Origin of the sequence: Funiculus sociatus GB2-C1, assembly GCF_039962115.1 — a bacterium.
Taxonomy (GTDB): domain Bacteria; phylum Cyanobacteriota; class Cyanobacteriia; order Cyanobacteriales; family FACHB-T130; genus Funiculus; species Funiculus sociatus.
This window is the reverse complement of record NZ_JAMPKJ010000034.1, coordinates 41665-63504: the sequence shown is the minus strand read 5'-3', so window position 1 is coordinate 63504 and position 21840 is coordinate 41665. Positions and strand designations below refer to the sequence as shown.

The 21840-nt window shown below is 47.1% G+C and carries 14 protein-coding genes; 10 read left to right on the top strand and 4 right to left on the bottom strand.

The features are described 5' to 3' along the window. The 3 genes from NDI42_RS16695 to NDI42_RS16685 form a co-directional block, all read left to right on the top strand. Positions 1-628 (top strand): DUF1822 family protein (locus tag NDI42_RS16695; RefSeq protein ID WP_190450813.1); only part of this gene is annotated, 628 nt, incomplete at its 5' end. A 21-nt stretch (positions 629-649) separates the two neighbouring features. Then, entirely contained in the window at positions 650-3028 is a 2379-nt protein-coding gene (locus NDI42_RS16690; protein WP_190450811.1) for a CHASE2 domain-containing protein, read from the top strand. Continuing rightward, positions 3025-3849 (top strand): DUF928 domain-containing protein, encoded by an 825-nt coding sequence (locus tag NDI42_RS16685; RefSeq protein ID WP_190450809.1) that lies wholly within the window; start codon positions 3025-3027, stop codon positions 3847-3849. Before NDI42_RS16690 ends, NDI42_RS16685 begins: the two co-directional genes overlap by 4 nt. Positions 3850-3887: 38 nt before the next feature. On the opposite strand, the gene NDI42_RS16680 is transcribed toward NDI42_RS16685, so the two are convergent. The 4 genes from NDI42_RS16680 to NDI42_RS16665 form a co-directional block, all read right to left on the bottom strand. Continuing rightward, the gene (locus NDI42_RS16680) at positions 3888-6548 is read right to left on the bottom strand and encodes a CHAT domain-containing protein (protein WP_190450807.1); all 2661 of its coding nucleotides are present in this window, start codon (positions 6546-6548) and stop codon (positions 3888-3890) included. Between the two features lie 176 nt (positions 6549-6724). Then, entirely contained in the window at positions 6725-10708 is a 3984-nt protein-coding gene (locus NDI42_RS16675; protein ID WP_190450821.1) for a two-partner secretion domain-containing protein, read from the bottom strand. A 190-nt stretch (positions 10709-10898) separates the two neighbouring features. After that, a complete protein-coding gene (locus tag NDI42_RS16670; protein WP_190450805.1) occupies positions 10899-13346 on the bottom strand; it encodes a two-partner secretion domain-containing protein in 2448 nt (815 codons plus the stop codon). A gap of 55 nt (positions 13347-13401) precedes the next feature. Then, positions 13402-13686: a hypothetical protein gene (locus tag NDI42_RS16665; RefSeq protein ID WP_190450804.1), complete on the bottom strand. Its 285-nt coding sequence runs from the start codon at positions 13684-13686 to the stop codon at positions 13402-13404. A 417-nt stretch (positions 13687-14103) separates the two neighbouring features. Between NDI42_RS16665 and NDI42_RS16660 the strand changes: the two genes are divergently transcribed. The 7 genes from NDI42_RS16660 (at position 14104) to NDI42_RS16630 (ending at position 21735) form a co-directional block, all read left to right on the top strand. Then, complete coding sequence (locus NDI42_RS16660; RefSeq protein WP_190450802.1) at positions 14104-14778, top strand: PAS domain S-box protein; 675 nt, start codon at positions 14104-14106, stop codon at positions 14776-14778. Positions 14779-15362: 584 nt separating this feature from the next. Further along, positions 15363-15734: a response regulator transcription factor gene (locus tag NDI42_RS16655; protein WP_190450801.1), complete on the top strand. Its 372-nt coding sequence runs from the start codon at positions 15363-15365 to the stop codon at positions 15732-15734. Between the two features lie 108 nt (positions 15735-15842). Continuing rightward, on the top strand, positions 15843-16655 hold the full coding sequence (locus NDI42_RS16650; protein WP_348231438.1) for a response regulator transcription factor: 813 nt from the start codon (positions 15843-15845) through the stop codon (positions 16653-16655). 362 nt (positions 16656-17017) lie between these two features. Continuing rightward, positions 17018-17527, top strand: coding sequence for an NHLP leader peptide family RiPP precursor (locus NDI42_RS16645; protein ID WP_190450798.1), 510 nt, complete (start codon positions 17018-17020; stop codon positions 17525-17527). 88 nt (positions 17528-17615) lie between these two features. After that, positions 17616-18422 (top strand): hypothetical protein, encoded by an 807-nt coding sequence (locus NDI42_RS16640; protein ID WP_242017449.1) that lies wholly within the window; start codon positions 17616-17618, stop codon positions 18420-18422. Positions 18423-18882: 460 nt separating this feature from the next. Continuing rightward, on the top strand, positions 18883-19209 hold the full coding sequence (locus NDI42_RS16635; RefSeq protein WP_190450796.1) for an NHLP leader peptide family RiPP precursor: 327 nt from the start codon (positions 18883-18885) through the stop codon (positions 19207-19209). Positions 19210-19476: 267 nt separating this feature from the next. Next, positions 19477-21735 (top strand): TOMM precursor leader peptide-binding protein, encoded by a 2259-nt coding sequence (locus NDI42_RS16630; protein ID WP_190450795.1) that lies wholly within the window; start codon positions 19477-19479, stop codon positions 21733-21735. The last annotated feature ends 105 nt before the right edge of the window (positions 21736-21840 follow it).

Sequence of the window (21840 nt, the reverse complement as noted above, 5' to 3'; positions counted from 1 at the left end):
TGACAAATCGTTGAGAGAAGCAACGCTACTAGGATTTACCCCAACGGTTCCAGAAAGCGGTGAGTTACCTGTGGGCTGTTTGCGATCGCTCGAAGATTTGCTCTTACACATTCATCAGATCGGGCAATCCTTAGAAGCAGAGAAAAAACTCGCTTCAATTGTTGGTTCTGACTCTCAACCAGTTAACCTAAGCCAATGGTTCCAGAATATATTTGAGACGGGTTGGCAGTCTATATCAACACTTTTAGGCACAGACGAACAGAATTTAGGCTTTAGCCTGAGAAGTGCATCCAGTGCGAGTGAAACTAGCGTGAAGCGGGCGAAGCTGATTGACTTGGGGCTAAGACTAGGGAGTCAATCCGTAGCGCTGCTGGTAGCTCTAGCACCGGAGGACGAACAGAACGTGGGGGTTTTAGTGCAGGTGCATCCAGTCGGAGGAGAAACTTATCTGCCACCCAACCTCAGACTAGGTTTGCTCTCTGAATCAGGAGAAACTCTTCAGGAAGTACAATCTCGTTTCCAAGATAACTACATTCAACTGAAACGATTTCAAGGCGGAGCGGGAGAAAGCTTTAAGCTACAAGTGGCTTTCGGTGATGTCAGTATGAAAGAGGCTTTTGTAATCTGACCGCTCTTTTGTCAGACACCAATGAATAAGTTAGTTGTTTTGAGCTTGGGCAAGGGTGATTTGGGGAACGGCTTTGGAGCTGTTACAGCCCAGCTTTGGGAACAAAGCAATCTTAACCCGATGAAGTTCACAGGACGTTTACCAGCAGCGCCAGAGATTCCCGAACTTTACAGACATTGGCAGTTGCTTTATAAGGCTCTGTATCAACGTCTGGATTGGTGTCCTCGTATCAAAATCCAAGAAGCCGATGTGACTAATGTTTCTGAAGTTGAATTTAGCGATTTGTGCCAGCGGTTGTCAAACAGCATCAATGCTTGGCTCAACTCGGAACCGTTTGGCAACATTAACCAGCAGTTACGAACGCAGTTGGACCGAAGCGAAGAAATTCGCTTCATTATTGAAACTAACGATAACCTTCTGCGGCGGCTTCCTTGGCATCTATGGAAATTCTTTGAAGATTACCCTAAAGCTGAAGTTGCCTTGAGCGCCCCGGAGTATCAACGACCGAAAAAATCTAACGTACAAACTCCCGGCTCTAAAGTAAGGATTTTAGCAATTCTTGGTAATAGCCAAGGAATCGATATCGGAAAAGACCGGGTTTTTCTAGAACAATTATCAGATAAGGCATCAACGGAATTTCTAGTAGAGCCGCAACAAGACAAGTTAAATGACCAGCTTTGGAAACAAGGTTGGGACATCCTCTTTTTTGCCGGACATAGTTCTAGCAAAGAAAAAGGGCTGCTTCAGCTGAATCAAACAGACGCGATTACGCTGGACAAATTAAGGAATGCCCTAAAAAAAGCGATTGAACGTGGTTTACGCTTAGCGATTTTCAACTCTTGTGATGGCTTGGGCTTGGCGCAACAGCTGGAGGATTTGCATATTCCACAAGTGATTGTGATGCGAGAACCAGTGCCGGACGTGGTAGCTCAAGAATTTTTAAGGTATTTTCTAACAGCTTTTTCGGGTGGACAGCCTTTATATGCTGCGGTTCGAGAAGCACGAGAAAGGCTGGAAAGACTAGAGGGGCAATATCCCTGCGCGGCTTGGTTGCCAGTAATCTGCACCAATCCTGCCGCAGAACCTATGACTTGGCCAGAAAAGGAGGATGGGAGAAAGCGCTATCGCTCTTTGTTGCCCAAATGGCATCGTCTGCAAACAGTGCTTCTTTTGGGTGTGGTGGCAACATCTGCGATTATGGGGGTGCGCCATCTAGGGATGCTGCAAGCATGGGAGCTTACAGCTTTCGACCAGTTAATGCGATCGCGTCCAGATGAAGGGCAAGATCCGCGCCTCCTCATCGTCACTATCACCGAAAATGATTTTCAGCTAAAAGAGCAGAAGCAGAGAAAAGGGTCTTTATCGGATCTTGCCCTGGTTCAACTCTTGGAGAAACTCAAGACACTCAAAGCGCAAACTATTGGTTTAGATATCTACCGCGATTATCCTGTAGACCCCAAACAGGCAGATTTAGCCGCTCGTATGCAAACTCAGGAGAACTTGTTCGCAATTTGCAAAGTCCGCGACCAAGAAGCCAACCATCCTGGGATTTCGCCCCCTCCTAATGTCCCGGCAGAACGCCAAGGCTTTAGTGATGTTGTCAAAGACCCAGACGGCGTTCTGCGTCGCCATTTATTAGCGATGAAACCAGGCCCCGCATCCCCTTGTACTGCGCCCTACGCCCTCAGCGCCCAGCTAGCATTCCATTATCTAGAGGCGGACGGGATTTCTGCCAAGTACACTCCTCAAGGCGATTTGCAAGTGGGCAACGTCGTCTTTAATCGCTTGCAAGCTCATACTGGCGGTTATCAAAAAGTGGATGCGTGGGGCTATCAAATACTTCTCAATTACCGCTCCTACCACCGCACCCCTCTAGAGGTGGCCCCAACCGTCACGCTTGCAGAAGTTCTTAACGATCGGGTCAAACCCGATCGAGTCAAGGGTCGAATTGTCCTGATCGGTGTCACTGCCGAAAGCGCTCATGATTATATTCCCACCCCGTACAGCGGTGGTAATCAGGGGTTCTACCAAGAAATGCCAGGAGTGATTGTGCAAGCGCAGATGGTGAGTCAAATTTTGAGTGCGGTCAAAGATGGGCGACCCCTATTACGGGTTTGGCCTGTTTGGGGCGAAATTCTTTGGGTCTGGAGCTGGTCTTTTGTGGGAGGTATCCTTGTCTGGCACTGTCAGTCACGACTACACCTGGGACTGGCGGCTGGAGCTGCACTCTCGGTTTTATACGTTGTTTGCTTTGGTCTGTTCACCCAAGGCATTTGGATACCCCTCGTCCCATCAGTTTTGGCTTTGGTAGTTACTGGCGGTAGTGTAGTAGTCTACGCGACTTCCAGAACCACAGCGACAGTAGCATACACCGATAACTTTGAGCGATCGCCCAAATGAAATTGCCTGTTCAAACGATTAAACTTACCTTTGCTATTAGTTGGGCGCTCCTTGCCTGCACACGATTACAGGCACAGCCTGTTGACCCGGTATTACTTGTGCAACGCCCGGACTTAAACCCCAGCGGACAATCAAATGAAGCATTGATATTTGCCGCACCGCCTCCACCCGCTGACATCGGGGAACCTGGTCGTCGCTCTGAAGCAGGAACCCGCCGTGTCTGTGAGGAGATGAACGGACAGCCCTCTATGTCTGAGAAAAAGCTTACTGCCTTGGTTCCGGTTTACCCGGATTATCAGCCTCTGAATGCGGAATTGGTCTGGGGAGCGACGACCGCCGAGCATCCCACTTTCTGGTTTTATGTGCCTTATCAGCCCCCATTTAGTGGAACATTTACGCTGCGGGATAAAGATGGTAAGTTAGCCTACCAGACCGATATCACGCTACCTAAGACGCCGGGGGTTGTTAGCCTCCCCCTTCCATCCACAGCTCCCTCGTTAAAGGTTGGTGAGCGGTATCGTTGGTATTTCAAGATTTACTGTAAGCCACAACAAGAACAACCACCTGTTTTTGTTGAGGGGTGGATTCAAAGAAACTCACTGAACCCTGCCCTGGAGAGTCAGTTAGAGAAAGCGACACCACGCGATCGCGTAGCCCTTTATGCCACCAACGGTTTTTGGTACGAGGCGTTGACTGTTGCCTCCCAGCTTCGCCGTAGCGATCCGAAAGCTCTTGATTGGGCTGCCCTGTTGCAAAGCGTTGGCTTGGATAATATTGCAAAAGAGCCAATAGTAGAATGCTGCACCCCTACTAACAATTAAGAATTAAAAAATGAAGATATATCTTCATTTTTTAATTCTTAAAGCCAATTACCTAATAAAATGTAGGGTGCCCAAAACATCGGACGTTGGAATTGAGGATTCTTTAAAAGAGCCAGCTGAGCGCGACGCAGTGCTTCAGCTTTAGGTAGTGCTTGATTATCAGTTAACTCTCGGTAAAACTGGCTCATCAGGAGAGCGGTAGACTCATCATCCACGTTCCACAGAGAAGCTAGGGTACTACGCGCTCCCGCCCGCACCGCTACTCCAGCGATTCCTAAAGCTGCCCGCTTGTCCCCAGCAGCTGTTTGACAGGCACTAAGAACGAGTAGTTCAATAGCGTTGTTGGGCTGGCTTTGGTCTCTAGTTCGCAGTAAGTTATTCAACTCGTTGACATAGATGCGCTTATCCCAAGCGACAATAAATGTCTTTGAAGCCTGAGAGCTGAACTGGCCGTGAGTTGCAAGATGAACCACAGGGAAAGGCAGCGAGTTAACCCGATCTTGCAGAGCCGTGCTGGTAAACTCCTGATTAAGAAGTACCTTACTGGATAGTTCAGACTGAATTTCCTCTAATTCGCGCTTCACGTTGGGTAGTGCAGAAAATCCCGAACGTGGTTCGCTCACTCCGGCGACTATTGCCTTTAATTGTCGCTGCTTCAAGGGTTTAGGGTCTATCATCTGCAAACCAGGGGTTAGGGCGACGCTGTAGTTTTCCGCAAGATACTGTTTACCGTCGTAGAGAGCCGCCATTGGAATATTCCGCAAGGAACCATCTAGTACAAACACTAACTTTTTGACATTACTTTGGGCTAAATTTGTCATAGCAGGTTCGAGCAACCAGTTATATACCTGTTGCGACAAGGTTTTAACTTCTTCAGTTGCATCAGGTTCTGTTAGTTGTTGCCGTAGATCCTTTAAAATGCTTTCCGCTTGGCTTTCGGCTACAGGAGTGGAGTAGTGGTACAGGTCTTTTTGCTGAGATACTTTGAGGATAACCTCTAGTCGGTCTGGCAAAATAATTGGATAGATGATTGCTGTTGAATTCTCTTGGTCAACTACTTTGTCAATCTCCACTGTTGCTTGTAAGCAGGCTTCTCGCAAGAAATTGTCAAGCTCTGCCAACTGGAGAGCTTCAATAACTTCACGGGCTTTTATAAAATTATCCTGACTGGGTTCGGAAGTTCCTACAGGTTGCAAGAGCAAATCAACAAGCTGTCGATAGACGGGTTCCACACTTTCCCGAAAGGAAAACTGAACCTCTGGGTTGATAGCGACCAAGTCGCCGCGGAGAAACTTGAGAGTGTTGAATGCTTCCGTGTAAGCTGCGATCGCTTGTTGAATATTTCCCTGAGCCTTGAGTAAACGTCCTAACTGCCATTGCCATTGATAGGCAATATCCGGAGCATCAATACTTTGGGCTAGAAGCCGGGCTTGCTGGGTGAGGTCAAAGGCATTAGATAACTGCTTTGTTTGTTCGTACAGCCCGCCAAGAGTGCCCAAGGCGTAAGATTCTGCTCGCTGGTCTTTGAGGTTTTTGCTCTGCTGGACAGCTGTAGCTAGCAGCTGAGCGATGTCCGTTGTTCGTTGTCTGTTGCTCCCGGAATCCAGCAGCCCCCCAGTCCCTAGCTTCATCAGGCTTTGGGCAAAGTTAATCCGGGCGTAAACCGCCATTCGACTAGCGGGTAGATTGCTAATTTGAGACTGGATTTGGGGCAACAATGTATAGGCAGCGCTCAATTGCTCGTTTTCCAACAATAGGCTCAGCTGATTCATCTGAGACTGGATGAGCGTAGCGGGTGAGACGGATGTGAGGGCAGCCTGCTGGTAAAACTCTAAAGCGGCTTGGGTATCTTGTTGGGCGCGGGCTGTGTTGCCTAGACTGAGCAGGGCATCGCTGATAGCTTGAGGAGATTGCACTCGCGTAGCCACTTCTTTACTCTGCTGTAAGATTTGCCGGGATTGCCCTAAATCGCCAACAACTCGAAGGACGTTGCCGAGGCTCCGCAGCCCTGTAACCTTGAGAAGGGAATCGGGTTGGTTTTCCAGAAGCTGAGTAGTTTCGGTTAACGTCTGCTGGGCCAGACGGTAAAGCCCCAAAGCTTGAAGGGCTTGGGCTTGGTTAACACGGCTACGAGTTACCCCTAAGGTGTCGCCTACTTGTGCATAAACCTTAGCTGCTTGTTGCCAGGTAGTTAGGGCTTCTTGAGATTTCGAGAGTGCTAGTTGCAGGCGACCTTGAACATCTAGGGCTTGGGCGAGGAGAAGCGATCGCTCTTTCGAGGTGCCGAGATTTTGTCCGGTCTGTAATAGATTTAGACTTTGGGCGATCGCTTGAGATGCTTCAGTCCACTGTCCAAGTTGCTGATAAGCTAATGATAGATTGCTTAAGGACATGGCTGCTTGAAGTCCATCCCCAGAGGCTTTGAAGTCAGTAGCAGCTTGTTCCCAGAGGGAAGCTGACTCAGAAAACCGTTCTGCTTCGTAGAGTTTTCTGGCTTGTCGATCTATCTCTTGGGCATCGGGTCTACTTTGGACAATGGTGTTTTCGGCAACCATATAGGCGAAAGCGGGCGGCAATATTGCCGTACCCAAGAACATAGCCAAAAGGAGCGGTAGGGTTAAGAGGCGGTACGTTCTTGCCTGCACGTACTTCAGCAGGCGACGGACTCTACGGAAAAATACAGACCGTTTTCTTGTCATGTTCTTGCCTTCGTTCGCAGAGTGTCTTTGCTGGAAAAAGCAGTGGTGGCGAAAAGAATGCTCCAACTGCAACAAGTTGTGAATTTAGTTGCTCAACTACTAGACATCTCCAAAAATTAAATATCGACTCAGGCAAGGCAAGGGTTTCAGATTAATTTTCGGAGATATCTGCTACATCAAAGCTTAGAATTCGACTGAAGCGCACTGCACTCAGGTGGCCTCTGCCAAGAACGATGGGGCGTGACGGTGGGCGCATTCGCTGTCAGTACCACTTTGCCATTAGCACCCCTTACCCACCCCTGAGCTTCTACGAGAGGAACTGGTGTGGGCCTAGTTGGATTCGTGGAAATATTTGGAATAGAGCGGTTCTCTATTCTAGGGTTGAGAGTAACTAAATCTACTTGAACGGCATCAGTGCTGAGTGCTTCGCCCGGATTCGGTGGCAAGCCGCCGCGACCAGTGATAATAAATTCGCTTTGAGCTTGACTTCCACCTGCGCTACAACCCTGTGCTACTTCAGTATCAACTGGTATGGTTGGCAATTCTGCTAATCCACGGCTGGGGTCAACATCCGGCGTGATAATGGTCACTTGACCATTGAGGGAGGGGTTGGTTTGCGAAATTGCTGTGATGTCACTTGTTGGCAGCAGACGCGGGTTTAGTTGGGTTGGGTCTTGGGTTCCCAACAGCCTCGCCAGGTCTTCTCGACTACGCGGTGCTATGCCAAAAATCCCAAAAGCGCTGATTTGGACTCTGCCACCAGAGCCTGTGAAAGCATTGGCAGTGATGTCGCTATTTTCCCTAGGGACGGCGACGATGAAGCCCGACGGGGCATCAATATTAATGTTGCCACCATTACCACCAGCTTGTACCGTGCCGGCGGTGGTAGAGATTTGAGCGCCACGACGCAGAAGGAGTAAATCAGTTTGTAAGTTGATGTTGCCACCGTTACCCGATGCAGATTGGGCGTTGAGTGTGCCACTGTTGTCTAGGGTAACTCTAGATGAGGTGACGATAATATCTCCAGCAATACCCGTCGTACTTTGGGAGTTAACGAATAAGCCAGTGTTAAAGTTAGAACTATTGCTAGAAATGGTAGCAAAATCAGCAGCATTAACTTTAATTGTGCCTGCATTCCCTCGTCCAAATGTTGAGGCAGTAAGCCCAGCGCCATCTCGTAACGAGAAGGAACCAGAATCGATAGTAATATTACCCCCATTGCCAACTGTCCCCATTTCCACACTGCTGAAAATCCCACTGAAAAAACCGTTTTTCTGCCCAGCAATATCAACAGCGCCAGTAACATTAACATTGACATTCCCCGCATTCCCCTGTCCGGCTGGCTGCGTATCAGAGGCACCACGAGTAACGGTTTGCAATTGAGCGCCATCAATTAGTGATAGGGTTGCAGCATTGATGTCGATATTGCCACCCTTACCGACACCTCCTGCTTCCACCGGGCTCAAGATACTTCCATTAGCAAGAGAAACAGCATCGAGTGCACTCACTGTCACATTTCCCGCATTCCCTTGTCCAAATGTTGAGGCAGAAAGTTGAGCGCTATCTCGTAACGAGAAGGAACCCGAATTGATAGTAATATTACCCCCATTGCCAACTGTCCCCGTTTGCACACTGCTGAAAATCCCACTGAAAGAACCGTTTTTCTGCCCAGCAATATCAACAGCGCCAGTAACATTAACATTGACATCCCCCGCATCCCCCCGTCCTGCTGGCTGCGTATTCGATGCACCACGAGTAAGGGTTTGTAATTGAGCGCTATCAATTAGTGATAATGTTGCAGCATTAATGTCGATATTACCTCCCTTACCTACGGCTCCTCGTTCCACCGTGCTGAAGATATTTCCATCAGCAAGGTCAACAGCATCGAGTGCTTGCACTGTCACATTTCCCGCATTCCCTCGTCCATAAGTTGAGGCAATAAGTTGAGCGCCATCTCGTAACAAAAAGGAACCAGAATTGATAGTAATGTTACCCCCATTGCCAACTGTCCCCGTTTCCACCAAGCTGCGAATCCCACTGGCTAATCCGTTTTTCCGCCCAGCAATATCAACAGCGCCAGTAACATTAACATTGACATTCCCCGCATCCCCCTGTCCGGCTGGCTGCGTATCAGATGCACTAGAAGTAACGGTTAGCAATTGAGCGCCATCAATTAGTGATAATGTTGCAGCATTAATGTCGATATTACCTCCCTTACCGACACCTCCTGCTGCCACTGTGCTAAAGATGCCTACATTACCAGCAAGGTCAACAGCATCGAGTGCTCGCACTGTCACATTCCCTGCATTCCCTCGTCCAGATGTTGAGGCAATAAGTCGAGCGCCATTTTGTAAGGAAAAGGAACCCGAATTGATAGTAATGTTACCCCCATTGCCAACTGTCCCCGTTTCCACCAAGCTGCGAATCCCACTGGGGAACCCGTTTTTCTGCCCAGCAATATCAACAGCGCCAGTAACATTAACATTGACATTCCCCGCATCCCCCTGTCCGGCTGGCTGCGTATCAGATGCACCAGAAGTAATGGTTAGCAATTGAGCGCCATCAATTAGTGATAATGTTGCAGCATTAATGTCGATATTACCTCCCTTACCGACACCTCCTGCTGCCACTGTGCTAAAGATGCCTGCATTACCAGCAAAGTCAACAGCATCGAGTGCTCGCACTGTCACATTCCCTGCATTCCCTCGTCCAGATGTTGAGGCAATAAGTCGAGCGCCATCTTGTAAGGAAAAGGAACCCGAATTGATAGTAATGTTACCCCCATTGCCAACTGTCCCCGTTTGCACACTGCTGCGAATCCCGCTGGCTAATCCGTTTTTCTGCCCAGCAATATCAACAGCGCCAGTAACATTAACATTGACATTCCCCGCATCCCCCTGTCCGGCTGGCTGCGTATCAGATGCACCAGAAGTAATGGTTAGCAATTGAGCGCCATCAATTAGTGATAATGTTGCAGCATTAATGTCGATATTACCTCCCTTACCGACACCTCCTGCTGCCACTGTGCTAAAGATGCCTGCATTACCAGCAAGGTCAATAGCATCGAGTGCTCGCACTGTCACATTCCCTGCATTCCCTCGTCCAAATGTTGAGGCAGAAAGTAGAGCGCCATCTCGTAACGAAAAGGAATCCGAATCGATAGTAATGTTACCCCCATTACCTTGTGAACCCAAACGCACAAGATTGCTAACTACGCTCCCAGTGCCAGCAACTTTGATTTCCCCGGTAGCATTCAGCGTAATATCTCCTGCAACAGTTTGAGGTGTCCCCAAACCTTGCCCAATACCACCGCTTAGGACACTTCCTCCTAAAATCTCTAGATTCCTGGCATTGACTGCAATATTACCGCCGCCAGCGCCAGCTACATATATAGCTGAACGATTAGTAAGAGATACCTCAGCTCGCGCAACATTCTCAGGAAATATCAATCTGAGATTATCGCCATCCACACCCAGTGCTACAGTACCAGGTTCCGCCAATCCTCCTAACTCAACTCGTCCACCATTAACAGTTAATCGTCCCCTATCTATGCTGACATTACCACCCACCAGCAGTAAGCTCTTACCATCTGGTACTCGTAAACCAGATGCGTTTAAGCCTGCTGGATCTGTTCCGGCGGGTGCAATTGAGTTATTTTGAATCGCTGCGTTTTGATTAATCTGATTAAACACCAATGCTGAAGGATTAATAGTCAACAACGGTGAAGGGATATTTTTATCAGTAGCGCTAAAAAATCCGAGATTTCCAAATTGCAGTGCATTCGCTGTACTCGCCACAAACGAACCACCAACATTTAAGCTGGCATTTGCACCAAATACAATTCCATTGGGATTAATTAGAAATAGGTTGGCATTGCCATTAGCACGAATTAAACCATCAATATTAGAAACTGAACCACCCGTTACCCGGCTAATGATGTTCTGGATGTCAACATCAACAGCATTATTAAAGTAAGCTTCGCTACCAATAGGGACAGAAAACTCCCTAAAGCTGTGAAACAAATTGCCACCAGCTTGCGTTCCTCCTTCAATGGTTCTGATATTGCCCTGTCCCCTGACGAGGGAATTATTGGGTAGAGTGCCATCAGGAGTAATTTGAGCAAAGGCGCAATCTCCAAAGGAAGCGATCGCCCCACTCATCGCTAAGTAACTCACTAGCCCCAATTTCCAGCCCCACCTCCGACCGCTTTGAGCTATCACAGCAAAAGCCTCCTCAAGAGCAACAGTTGTTGAGCGAACTACAGCCCATTACCAATCAGGATAAACAGGAAAGCAAATTGTAGGATACTGGTATAGTTACGAATAATTGCGATCGCCGCTTTAGGAAAGTTTAGTTGACACCGCACTCAGGTGGTTTCTGCCAGAAACGATGGAACGTGACGGCGGGAGCATTTGGCGCATTCGCTGTCAGTAGCACTTTGCTATTGGCACCCATTACCCACCCCTGAGCTTCTACGAGAGGAACTCGTGTGGGTCTAGTTGGATTGGTGGCTTGAGGTGGAATAGAGCGATTTTCTATTCTAGGGTTGAGAGTAACTAAATCTACCTGAACGGCATCACTGTTGAGTGCTTCACCCGGATTAGGGGGCAAGCCGCCGCGACCAGTGATGATAAATTCGCTTTGAGCTTGACTTCCACCTGCACTACAACCCTGTGCTACTTCAGTATCAACTGGTATAGTTGGTAAGTTGGCCAATCCACGGCTGGGGTCAACATCGGGCGTATTGATTTCCACAGTGCCGCTGAACTCAGATCCAAGTTCAGAAGTGGCTGTGATGTCACTTTGGGCGGTCTGTTCTTCCCGGAATTCTGTACCCAAAATGCCTTGAGCGGTGATAATGACCCGACCCCCAAAGGCATCTTGAGCATTGGCACTGATGTCGCTATCTTCCAAGGCGCCTATTACATCTGTGTCAATGGTGATATTGCCGCCGATAGCTGTGTTGGTAGCGTTGGTGGTGATATTGCTGCCACGACGCAACACCAATTCCTGAGAAATCAGTTTAATATTCCCCTGCCCTTCTGAGCTGTCAGGCTTTTGGCTTCTGGTTTCAGCCTCAAGACGTGCAGCAGTATCTAGACGGATAGAGTCAGCTTGTATCCAAAGGTCGCCTGCATCCCCTGACCCTTCAGTGCTCACAGCGACTTTACCTCCCTCGCGGACAATCAACTCTTCAGTCGTAATCCTTAAGTTTCCCCCCTCGCCTGTGGGGTCAAGATTAGGAATTTGAATTGTGTTAGCAAATACCCCACTAGCCGCGTCAGCCTGATTGAGGCTTGACGGATCAGTCTGTTGGGCAAGTCGCTCATTGAAGGTGGGGTCAGAGCCAGAAATGGTAATGCCGTTAGTTGCATTGACAGTGATGTTACCTGCTGTTCCACTGCTGTAGGCGGTTGTGAGTAGTTGTCCGCCACCACTAAGCTCAAGGTTGTTGGTGTCAACCTTGATACTACCGCCACTAGAGGGGTTCCAGGTTCGCGCACTTAAAACGGCTCCATTCGCTAAGCGCAGGACATTAGTAGTAACTGTAATATCACCGCCCTCACCCGTGGCTGGTGTCCTGGTGCCACTCAACAACCCACTCGATAATCCATTGCTCCCCAAGCCATCAAAGGAGAGGGTATCCGAAGCAATAATCCTGATATTACCCCCATCCCCCTGTGCAAAAGTCTCAGCAGACACTACAGCACCATTGGTCAGCAAAAGAGATTCTGTTGTGATGCTGATGTCCCCCGCGTTGCCTACAGCCCCACGCTCTACAGTGCTGAACATACCACTCGATAATCCATTGCTCCCGACCCCATCAAAGGAGATCGTATCCAAGGCAATAATTTCAATATCTCCCGCTTTGCTCTCAGGCGACCCTAACGGTGAATTTATTCCCGCCTGAAGTTGGCTTCCTCCTGTCATATTCAAATTCTGGGCGTTGACGACAATACTCCCGCCACCACCAGCGCGTACATTTACGTTTGCACCATCGGTAAGAGATACATCGGTTCGCGTGATGCCATCGGGAAAACTTAAACGCAGGTCATTGCCATCAACATTTAGCCCAACGGTTCCTACTCCTAATAATCCTCCCAGTTCCACTCGACCTCCTGGAGCGTTTAAAGCACCTCCCTGAATCGAGATTTTCCCGGTTGAAGTGGCAGTTGGAGAGACATTACCGCCAATTAGTAGCAAGCTTTGATTTTCATCAACCGCTAGAGTTCCTCTGATTTCGATTGAATTAGTCGGCTGGGCGGCAATTGAATTGAACAGCAATGCCGAAGGATTGACAGTTAGTAAGGAATTATTGGGGGAAACCGTTGAAGTTAGGGAAAACTCTCCACCACCGGGAAATGCGATCGCATTCGCGGTTGTCGCGACAAATGAACCCCCAACATCTAGCTGAGCATTCTGCCCAAATATAATGCCGTTAGGATTGATGAGGAAAAGATTGGCATTGCCTCCAGCTCGAATCAGCCCTTGAATATCAGAAGGAGAGCCACCCGTAACTCTGGCTAGGATGTTGGCGATCGCAGGAGCATTGAGGAAATCAGCAATGCCTCTGTCGGGAATGCTAAAGTTCTCAAAACTATGGAATAGATTGCTATCGCCAGCAGTTGTCCCCCCTGTAATTTCCAAGGTTGTGCCGTTAGGAGTAACTACACTTCCTAAAGAAGGGTCGGGAGTGACCTGGGCAAAAGCGCCAGTTCCAGAGAAAGCGATCGCTCCAGCCATCGCTAACCCACTCACTAGCCCTAACTTCCAACTCCGACTACTTTGAGCTATCACAGCAAAAGCCTCCTCAAGAGCAACAGTTGTTGAGCAAACTACAGCCTATTACCAATCAGGATAAACAGGAAAGCAAACTGTAGGATGCTGGTATAGCTACGCATAATTGCGATCGCAGTTGCAATCGTTGTTGAGTGCTATATCGCTCTAATTGAGGCAGATTCTCAACTTCTAGTGATATCTCATCTGAAAAGGCTTTGCGAAATATCTGGTTGCAGAGAGTTTGGGCTAGAGCGCCTTTGTCCGTCTCCCGAAGAGCGTCTGCGTGTTTATGCACAGATGGTGGGTGTTGTGGGTGGATTGTAGATGAGAAGACATATTCAGGAGCAAAGTATCTCAACAACTGCCGCCTATTGTCAGCAAGCCCTTAACCTCGCACTTCCTCTCTGACCTTCCACCGGCTCGTGTAAAGTTTTTTAACATTCTACATAATTTGTCTGCTCAGAGCCAGAGAAGCTAATAGAGGTTTGCAAGTTTCTGCTTCACAATAAAATCGAAATTTTCCCCGGTACTCAAGGAGCATACTTATGAACTTCAACCTGATGCACTGAAAATTATGTACACAAAAGTTTCAGCTAAAAGGAGGTCAGACTGTATAAGCCACATTTAGCCAGAAATATTACAAGTCACATCGTGATAATCCGACTAATTTATCTCTGGAAAAAAAGATGGTGGGAAAACTCAGTTTCAAGTACAACCATTAACTTGACGGCAGACGGATAAACCTGAGTAATCAGCAATTGCAGTGAGTTGAATTATGGTTTTTGGCAACAGTATTTCAGATCAACGCAACCCTCAAGTCACACTACAGACAGAAGAGGAATTGCAATTAACCAAGTTCCTAATGGATCGTGGCACAGATGCTATTTTCTGTGTGGCACCAGACGCGCACTTTCTATACGTCAACGATGCGATCTGTAGGTTGCTTGGGTATTCCCGTGAGGAATTGCTCTCCATGACTATGCACGACGTAGACCCTGACTTTTCGCCAAAAGTTTGGTCAGAGTATTGGAGAACTATCAAGCAGCAAGGTTCCCTCTACTTTGAATCTCTACATCTGGCTAAGGATGATCAGAGCTTTCCAGTGGAGATCGCCGTCACCTATCTAGAATTCTACGGCAGGGAGTGTGGCTATATCTTCGTCCGTGACATTACCAGGCGCAAACAAGCAGAAGTAGAAATTCGCGCCACTCTGCAACACGAAAAAGAACTCGGCGAACAGAGAGCGCACTTTATCTCTGTGTTTCGTCATGAATTCCGCAACCTGCTAAACATCGTCTCATTCTCTACCAGCTTACTGAGGCGTCACAGCCACCAATGGACTGAGGAGAAAAAACAACCGTATATCGAGCGCATCCGAACAGCTGTTGAACAGCTCAGCCAGTTGTTAGATCAAGTTAAATCATCCGTAGAGCAGAAGCAGGAAAACTAACATTCACTCCAAGAGCAATTGATTTAAACCCATTCATTCTGCTGTAACTTAGTTGCAGAAATACTACTGAGCGACAGTAGTCAATATACTGTTATCTTTGCAAGCCTTGGCTCAACAACCTGCGTAAATGAAGAACTACTGTAGCCCATTCTCACGAATCTACTCTTGAATAGCTAGCAAGTATTCCCCTCTAGACAGCGCAGTTGATTTGGAACTCTCGCTGAGATAGAGAAGTGTTCTTTCAAATTAAAGATAGTAGAAGCGAAAAAAGTGTTAGTTTTATCAAAGAATTAGGCATTGTCATCAAACTTTGCATCCTTTAGTTTTTAGTTGTAAAGGCGTTTGCGAAGAATTCAACATGGTTGAAGAACAACGAAAAATTGATTAGAGAACTTGAATTACTCTGTTGCAAAAATTTGTGGTTGGTAACAGAAAAAAGCGTTTCAGAAAGCTATATCCGGCAAATTAACTATGTCAACAACAGCGTAGAGCAGAACCAATGGTTGAACAAATAACTGATTAAATTGGAACTGGGTTTCTGTTCCTTTTACATGAATTAACAAACATTGAGAACCTATAAAACGATGAAAAAAATCTTAGTAATCGAAGATGAGGCGCAAACCCGAGATATCTATCTAGAATGCTTGGAGGCAGAAGGATTTTACACTATCAGTGCAGAAAATGGCTTTGTTGGCGTCCAGCTGACACAGGAACATCTACCTGACTTGGTGATTTGCGACATTATGATGCCGGAACTCGATGGCTATGGGGTTATAACCTATCTGCGCCAAAACCCTGTCACAGCAATTATTCCAGTCATTTTTCTCACGGCTAAGACTACTGAGGCGGAACGCCGCTACGGCATGGAGTTGGGAGCGGATGATTATCTCACTAAGCCCTGTACAGCTGAGGACTTATTGAGAGCGATCGCAAATGTTTGTGAACTTACACGGTGAGGAAATTGCCGTGATGAAGGACGGAGGCACTAGGTTTACTGTCACGCTGCTATTGCGCTCTTCGAGTGGCGTCAGAAGTAACTCCTCTGTTCATTTTTCCAACTGACAATGACTAACTATCAGGAGGAGACAATGAAAAAGATTCTGGTGATTGAAGATGAGGCACAAAGCCGAGATATCTATCTAGAAAGCCTAGAGGAAGAAGGGTTCGATGCGATCGGTGCGGAAAATGGCCGTGTCGGTGTCCAGAGAGTACAGGAACAGTTTCCCGACTTAGTGCTTTGCGACATTATGATGCCGGAACTTGATGGTTACGGCGTTCTAAGCACGCTCCGCCAAGACCCTGTCACAGCAATGATTCCTTTCATTTTTCTTACTGCTAAGGGTACCAAGGCTGAGCTTCGCCAAGGGATGGAGTTGGGAGCGGATGACTATCTCACCAAGCCCACTACGGTAGAGGAATTACTGAGGGCGATCGCAGCCCGACTGGAAAAACAGGCTGCCCTCAGGCAATGGTGTGCTGTTGAGGTGCAACGAATCGTAGAGCCACCTCCTGCTGACACGGCAAAACCGACAGCCCCTCAGTCAATTTTTCCTGCCTGTCCAAAGCTGAGGGAGGTCTTCGACTTCATTGAGGCCAATTATCATCAAGCGATTACCCTCAAGGATGTAGCTAAAGCCGTCCGTTACTCTCCGGCTTATTTAACTGATTTGGTAGGACGTCAGACCGGAAAAACGGTTAACCTCTGGATCGTCGAGCGCCGGATGGCAGAGGCGTGTTCCTTGCTCTTGGAGACTAACCACTCAGTAGATAGGATTGCCGAGGTGGTGGGCTATCAGAATGCAGGTCATTTCTTCCGCCAGTTTCGCCAATATCACGGCACTACTCCCCAAGGCTGGCGCAACGCGCAGCGTAATTAGCTCAGTATCTAGCAGAAGTAGCTCACGTCTTACAGGAGCTTTACATCTCAAAAAAGTTTTTGCAAAAGACTACTTACGAAACAGCGAAAAAATCATCAATCAGGAGCGAAAAATCTGTCAATGCGATCGCGCTAAGTTGACTTCTAAGCTTAGGTTTAAACGAGCCTGTCTAGGCGAAGCTTTCAGGCTTAAGAACCATTAGCAGTTCTGAATGTGAGGAGCGCAAGTTCCCAACAGCAGGGAGCAGCGATTGGTAAAGTCGGTAGTGATCGCTCACCGCGTAGTTATTCTCGTAAATGCCACTGCCTATGAGCAGAAGGAAAGATTCTCTCAAATTAACTTGCATTCATCGAAGGTTTATCATGACAAATCTGATCAACTCCTACGAAGCTCTTCTCGAACGAGTCTGGGCTGATGAAGGCTTTAAAAACGGCTTCATTGCAGACCCCAAGCCCACACTGGCTAAGATCGGCGCTAAGGTTCCCGATTCTGTAAAGGTTGAAGTGCATGAAGATGGGACAGACCGACAGAATTATATTTTGCCAAGAAAGGAGCATTTGGAAAGGTACAACTTGGAAGGACAAAATCCGATTATCAGCCAAGTAATACAACAAGCTTTAGCTGATGAGGCTTTCAAAGCCAGACTGCTCCAAAACTCAAAGGCTGGTATCAAAGAGGCAACCGGCGAAGACGTGCCTGACGCTTTAACCATTTGCTTTCACGAAGACACGCCAACTGTCAAACATCTGGTCATCCCTGCAAATCCAACTAACGAAGAACTGAGTGACTCCCAACTGGAGATGGTCGCAGGTGGTATAGCAGCACCACTCCCTATCAAGCCCTTAATTGCGGGTCTAATTGCAGTTGATTAGTTCTAATCTCCGAAGGCTCGATCTCAACAACTATTGGGGGTGTTCAAGTATATCGAAGCCCCCATACCTTTACCAGAGGAGTAACCCTGTGGAACAATCAATTTCCTCATCTCAAAATGACTTGACTTGCCAAACTAAGCGGATTAGGTCGCAAGAGTTAGAGCCTACTGCCTTTGAGGTTCGCAAAAGAGCGATTCAGGCTCGCTCTGTTGGGATTGTCAGGTCAGTTCAGGCATCCTCCTACAGCCTTGGTGGGTGGAGAAGCTTGTTTGAAGAGTATGTGCTGCAACCCTTTAGCGCGAATGCTATTCCTCAAAATCCTGAAACAAGCGATCGCGCGATCGCAAATCCGGCATCGTCTGTAGAGACTTCCACATCAGCCGACCCTCACCTGAGTCGAAGTAGCAATGATTCCAGTAGTCGTGAATCAACCTCATCAGTCCCTGATCTGGCTACAATGCCTCTTTGCCCTAGTGGACGACCCGAAGCTGGCGAGGCTGTTGTGTTTGGTGTAGTGGGAGGAACCGTAGCCGCGCCGCAGGTTGGATATCTCACCAAGGCAGTGCCAGTTAATGAGGATGTCTTGGCATTATCTGGTTCAGTGGAACCTACAGAAGTCTTCCGCATGGCTTCAACTTGTGCTGGTCATGGCTGCAAGCACTTTGACGGCTCTCACTGCCGCCTAGCTATGCGGATTGTGGAGCAATTACCCTCTGTTGTCGAAGCACTGCCAGCCTGCCAGATTCGCCCGCATTGCCGGTGGTGGCAGCAAGAAGGAAAAGCTGCTTGCCAGCGCTGTCCTCAACTGGTGACAGACAACTACTATGCATCCGACCTAGTACGGCAAGTAGCGGCTCCAAACGAATCCTGGCAGTCGGTTCAGCAGGAAGAGTAACGCTGTGGCAATTGACCATCTCCACTAATCTCCAATATCTCTGGTCAAGGTCTTGGTAAGTCAGGTCGCTTGGGGAGAGAAGGACTGTTGACTACGTGCTTAGCTTTGTAGATATTGAAATTCCTTAACTTCAACCCCCCGCTATCAACAAAATTGGAAAAGCTGCAAGTGTACACAAGTGCTTGTCAGTCCTTTTTGCTTAAAGTCATTCGCTTGCCATAATAAGGTTGACCCGGAAAGTAAATTCAAGTTAATTCAAAATTCTGTTTTCAAGAAAGCTCTAACTCAAACCGTCGAGAAAGCTAACACATAACTGAGCTATTAGACCTAGTTTTTTCCTGATTTAGACTAAAAATGCAGTAGCGAAAAAAACGTTATGCTTGCCTAAAAATTGTGCATTGTGAGCAAAGGTTGCATCCTCTAAATTGTTAGTTATAAAGCCGTTATTGGAGATAAAAAAATGGCTGGACAACAGAAAATGACCAGAAACGAGCTGGAAGCAAAACTAGTTGCTCATGCTTGGCAGGATGAAGCGTTCAAGCAAGAACTGGTTAGCAATCCTGAAGCAGCAATTGAAAGAGAACTTGGGCAAAAGATGCCAGAAGGTGCCAACGTTCAAGTGCTGGAGGAAACGGGTGATACTTTCTATCTTATAATTCCCAAAAAGCCTGGTGTAGAGGAATTGTCTGAAGAACAGTTGGAAGCCGTTGCAGGAGGAGGTGGTGATGATTTGCTTCCCGATTACGGCGAGGTTAGCCTGTTTTCCATTACCGTGGGATGGGATTAAGACTTAATGAACTCAAGCTTGGCTAGAGCAAACCTTGAGCTGCAAACTGTCATCTGTACTCTTGGTAGCTAGTACGATTCCGGCATCATTAGTGAAGACCCGCAAGTGTCCATAGAAATGCACTTCGGGTCTTTTACCTACAGCGAGCAATTCAATGACTAGTCCACAACTCCTCAAAGAATTATTAGGATGGAATTACTGAGTCAGGATACCAAATAGATCACCTGAAAGCAGCAAAAGGGCAACTGAAAAACAGAGGCTAAAATAATGATTAACAAACCAAAGTTTAAAGCTTACTTCCGTGTCGAAAGTTTAGAGCCAGAGCATGTATTTCTACTGTCAGAGAAGGGGCATTTTTTTCTAAAAGGTCGTCTCTACTATCTATTAGCAACGTTGATAGATGGCCATCATACGGTTGACGATATAGTTGACAAACTTCAAGGACAAGCCTCTACTGCTAAAATTTACTATGCTTTGATGTCCTTGGAAAACAAGGGGTACATTGTTGAAACGGATAACATTATACCTCATGAAATGGCGGCTTTCTGGAATTTTCTTGGCGTTGAATCAAAGGTAGCTGCAACCCGCTTGCATGCAACTAGAGTTACCGTGACTTCATTTGGTAATATCACACCGGAACCGTTTATTTCTATACTAAAATCGCTGGGTATTCAAGTATGTGATGATGGAGATATTTCGGTAGTATTAAGCGATGATTACCTTCAATCAGAGTTGGATGCTTTTAACCAGAAAGCTTTGAAATTTCAACGCCCTTGGATGCTCGTTAAACCAGTAGGAACTGTTGTTTGGATTGGACCTATATTTTACCCTGGGAAAACTGGTTGCTGGGCGTGTTTGGCTCAACGTCTTCAAACACAGCGCCAAGTTGAAACTTTTGTACAGAGAAAGAAGGGCATCACGACACCTTTGGCAACTTCTCTAGCTGCTTTGCCTTCGACATCCCAAACAGCGCTAACTATGGCGGCAACGGAAGCTGCTAAATGGATTGTTAATAAAGAGAATAAACGGCTTGAAGGGACTGTGGCTACCTTTGATGTGACAACTCTGGAGATACAAAACCATACTTTAGTTCGGCGTCCTCAGTGCCCTCATTGTGGCGAAGCAAAATATCTTTTAAACAGGAAACCACAACCTCTTGTTCTTGAGAGCCGGAAGAAAACTTTCATTGCGGATGGGGGACATCGCTGTTCTTCCCCTGAGGCGACTTTGAAGCAATATCAACACCACATTAGTCCAATTACGGGCATTGTCAATGGACTGAGGCGTTTGCTCGAAGGGGAGAATGGTTTGACCCATACTTATTCTGCTGGGCAGAATCTCGCCCTAACGCACGACAGTTTTCACTCTTTGCGCCGAAGTTTGCGAAGCAGAAGCGCTGGCAAGGGTATGACCGACTACCAAGCCAAGGTAAGTTGTCTTTGCGAATCGCTTGAGAGATATTCTGGCGTATTTCAGGGAGACGAAGTTAGAAAAAAAGCAAGTTACAAAGAAATGGGGGAAGCCGCAATCCACCCAAATACCTGCATGAATTTCAGTGAAGCACAATACAAAAATCGTAGGGAATGGAACGCAAAATTAACGGCTGGTTTTCACTGGGTTCCAAGTCCCTTTGATGAGGAAGTAGAAATTGAGTGGACACCAGTCTGGTCGTTGACTTACAAAGAATTTAAATACTTGCCAACCGCTTACTGCTATTTCAGTTATACCGTTTCCGATAGAGAGAACGCTTTCTGCAATTCCTGTTCAAACGGCAATGCAGCCGGTAATACAATAGAGGAAGCTATCCTTCAGGGATTTATGGAATTGGTAGAACGGGATAGTGTCTGTTTGTGGTGGTATAACCGCCTCAAGAGGCCAGTGGTCGATTTAGATAATTTCGATGAGCCGTATTTTCAATCATTGAAGGATTATTACAAAACAATTCAGCGTGATATTTGGGTTCTCGACATCACTAGCGATTTAAATATTCCTACTTTTATTGCTGTTTCAAGGAGAACTGATAAAACGATAGAGGATATTATCTTAGGCTGTGGTACCCATTTTGACCCTAAAATCGCCATCCTTCGGGCATTGACGGAGGCGAATCAGTCTCTTCCTGCTGTTTTACCAATTACCGCTGATGGAAGTGGTGAATACGCTATAGACGATAGTGACACCATAAACTGGTGGAAAACAGCAACGCTGGAAAATCAGCCTTATCTAGTTCCAGATGAAAGCGCAGTACCGAAAGTGCGTTCTGACTACCCCCAGCTTTGGAGTGATGATTTGCTGAAGGATGTCATGACTTGTGTAGACATTGCAGAGAAAAACGGTATGGAAACACTGGTTTTAGACCAGACACGTCCTGATATAGGACTAAGTGTTGTAAAGGTTATCGTCCCTGGAATGCGCCACTTCTGGGCTAGATTTGGCACTGGGCGGCTTTACGATGTTCCCGTCAAGTTAGGTTGGTTAAAAGAACCGTTGAGGGAAGATAAACTGAATCCAATCCCATTTTTTTATTAATGCCAATAATAGAAACTTTAGTTTATTAATAGAGTAACAATTTGCCCCATTCCAGCACGCTTGAATTAAGACTAAAACTGTTTTGAACACAGATTTAGAATGTTC

Coding starts and splice junctions, on each gene's coding strand:
- NDI42_RS16690 (WP_190450811.1), top strand. CDS start 650: ATGAATAAGTTAGTTGTTTTGAGCTTGGGCAAGGGTGATTTGGGGAAC.
- NDI42_RS16685 (WP_190450809.1), top strand. CDS start 3,025: ATGAAATTGCCTGTTCAAACGATTAAACTTACCTTTGCTATTAGTTGG.
- NDI42_RS16680 (WP_190450807.1), bottom strand. CDS start 6,548: ATGACAAGAAAACGGTCTGTATTTTTCCGTAGAGTCCGTCGCCTGCTG.
- NDI42_RS16675 (WP_190450821.1), bottom strand. CDS start 10,708: ATGAGTGGGGCGATCGCTTCCTTTGGAGATTGCGCCTTTGCTCAAATT.
- NDI42_RS16660 (WP_190450802.1), top strand. CDS start 14,104: ATGGTTTTTGGCAACAGTATTTCAGATCAACGCAACCCTCAAGTCACA.
- NDI42_RS16655 (WP_190450801.1), top strand. CDS start 15,363: ATGAAAAAAATCTTAGTAATCGAAGATGAGGCGCAAACCCGAGATATC.
- NDI42_RS16650 (WP_348231438.1), top strand. CDS start 15,843: ATGACTAACTATCAGGAGGAGACAATGAAAAAGATTCTGGTGATTGAA.
- NDI42_RS16645 (WP_190450798.1), top strand. CDS start 17,018: ATGACAAATCTGATCAACTCCTACGAAGCTCTTCTCGAACGAGTCTGG.
- NDI42_RS16635 (WP_190450796.1), top strand. CDS start 18,883: ATGGCTGGACAACAGAAAATGACCAGAAACGAGCTGGAAGCAAAACTA.
- NDI42_RS16630 (WP_190450795.1), top strand. CDS start 19,477: ATGATTAACAAACCAAAGTTTAAAGCTTACTTCCGTGTCGAAAGTTTA.